At 61.7% G+C, this 1,991-nt stretch carries 1 protein-coding gene; it reads right to left on the bottom strand.

The genetic code is table 11. The annotated features are described in order from the left end of the window. Positions 1-276 precede the first annotated feature (276 nt). A complete protein-coding gene (locus DBR12_RS02015; RefSeq protein ID WP_108615721.1) occupies positions 277-1,698 on the bottom strand; it encodes a DUF2130 domain-containing protein in 1,422 nt (473 codons plus the stop codon). Positions 1,699-1,991 lie beyond the last annotated feature (293 nt).

Genomic DNA, 1,991 nt, shown 5'->3' with positions numbered 1-1,991 from the left:
GCTCACGCCCGCCCCGTTCCCCTCGACAAGGCCTACCGCGTGCTCAACCACGGTCCCATGGTGCTGGTGTCGGACGCGCATGCGGGGAGTTTGATTCCGCACCCGACAAACTGCGCACGCTGAACTACGTGGCGGGTGGGCAGTTTTATGCGACGGGGGCGTCGGTGCGGGCGTGAGCCCAGGTGCACAGCGCGGGCCATGGCTGCGGCAGGCAGCGCGGGCCCCTAGCTACCGCATATGGCCCCGATCCGACCTCGTTCACCGCGCCGCACTGCCTCACTCCCCGTCCAACGTCCCCACCTGCTTGAGCTCCGCAAACTTGGCCGCCATCGTCGGGTTGCCGCGAGTGAGCTTCTTGATCGTCAGGTCTTCGGCCTTGTCGTTGGCCAGGCGCAGGTTGTTGGCGGACTTGTGCAGCGCTTCCTTGGTCTTCTCCAAGTCCTTGATGGCCTCGTCGATGCGTTTGACGGCCTCTTCAAACCCATCCGACGCCAAGCGCCAGTTGCGCCCAAACGCGCCCTTGAACTCCTCCAGCTGCGATTCGAACTTGGTGATGTCCAGGTTCTGAGAACGCACCATTGCGAGCTCGGACTTGTACTTCAGCGAGTTCAACGCCGCATTGCGCAGCAGCGTGATCAGCGGCACAAAGAACTGTGGCCGCACCACGTACATCTTGGGGTAGCGGTGCGACACATCGACGATGCCGCTGTTGTACAGCTCGCTCTCCGGCTCCAGCAGGGACACCAGCACCGCGTACTCGCACGCCTTCTCGTTGCGGTCTTTGTCCAGCTCCTTCAAGAAGTCTTCGTTGCGCTTTTTGGTGGCGGTTTCATCGCTTTCGTTCTTCATCTCAAACATGATGGAAACGATCTCGGTGCCGTGCTCATCCGCCTCGCGAAAAATGTAGTCGCCCTTGCTGCCGGTGCGGGCGTCGTTGTCCTTATCAAAATGCGCGCGTTGAAACGCCGCCGCACGGATGCGGTTGAACTCAATCTCGCAGTGCTGCTCCAGCGTCTCGCCCACCATCTTGGTCGATAGCCGCGCCTTCATGTCCCGCAGGCGCTCAATCTCGCCCTCGCGGTCGCGCAGCTGCAAAGCGAATTGCTCCTTGATGGCTTTCTCTTCTAGCTGGTTTTTGACGGCGATGAGGCTGAGGTCATTCTTCAAGGCATCCCGTTCCTGCGCGACCACGCTCACGGCTTCATTCACCGCCAACTGGCGCGCGGTGTCGCTGGCTGTCAGCTTGGCTTGCAGCGCCTGAATCTCGGCATCCTTCTTGGCGGCTTCGGCCTGCAGCGCATGAGCCAGCTTGGCCTCGGCCAACTGGGCTGCCGCTTGTTGTGCGCTGCGTGCTTGGGCCAGCTCATTCTTTAGTTGGTTCGCCAGCGCATCGCGCTCTTGGGTTACGGCGCCCAAGGCCTCTGCCACCGCCAACTTGCGCGCCACCTCGCCCGCATCCAGCTGGGCTTTGAGTGCCTGAATCTCGGTGTCTTTGGCAGACGCTGCCTTTTGCAGCGTGTTAGTTACCTCGGCCTTGGCCAGGGCAATCGCGTCGCGCTTTTCGCGCTCGGCCAATTCGAGGCGCTCGTGCAAAGCCTGCTCAAACGCGTCATCGCGCACCTGCTTGAGGATGTCGGCATACCCCGCCTCGTCGATCTTGAAGGCTTTGCTGCAGTGGGGGCAGATGATTTCGTGCATGGCGCGTACCGTGTGTGTCGTGTTTCGTCGGGTGGGGAGCATAGCGGGCACCAGGCACAGCCATGTGGGTGCACTGCACGCAATCCAGCGCAATCCAGTGCAAGCGGCGAATGCCATTTCGTCAGCCTCTTGTGCGGCGACACATGTGCGGCGAAAAGCACATCCATTCACCGCATATTTTGCGGCGAATAACCTCCATAATCACCGCATGCGCCCCCACCGCCCCACCCGCACGCCCCGCTACATCTGGCAGATGCCCGATTGGCCGCACCTGGCTTTTGACGCTGCTGCCC

It is taken from the genome of Acidovorax sp. HMWF029 (genome assembly GCF_003060895.1).
Lineage (GTDB): Bacteria > Pseudomonadota > Gammaproteobacteria > Burkholderiales > Burkholderiaceae_C > Acidovorax.
Note: the sequence above shows the minus strand (reverse complement) of the source record. Positions and strands in the feature narration are given on the sequence as shown.

Excerpts from the sequence above, each read along its gene's own strand:
- DBR12_RS02015 (WP_108615721.1), bottom strand. The coding sequence starts at position 1,698 with ATGCACGAAATCATCTGCCCCCACTGCAGCAAAGCCTTCAAGATCGAC.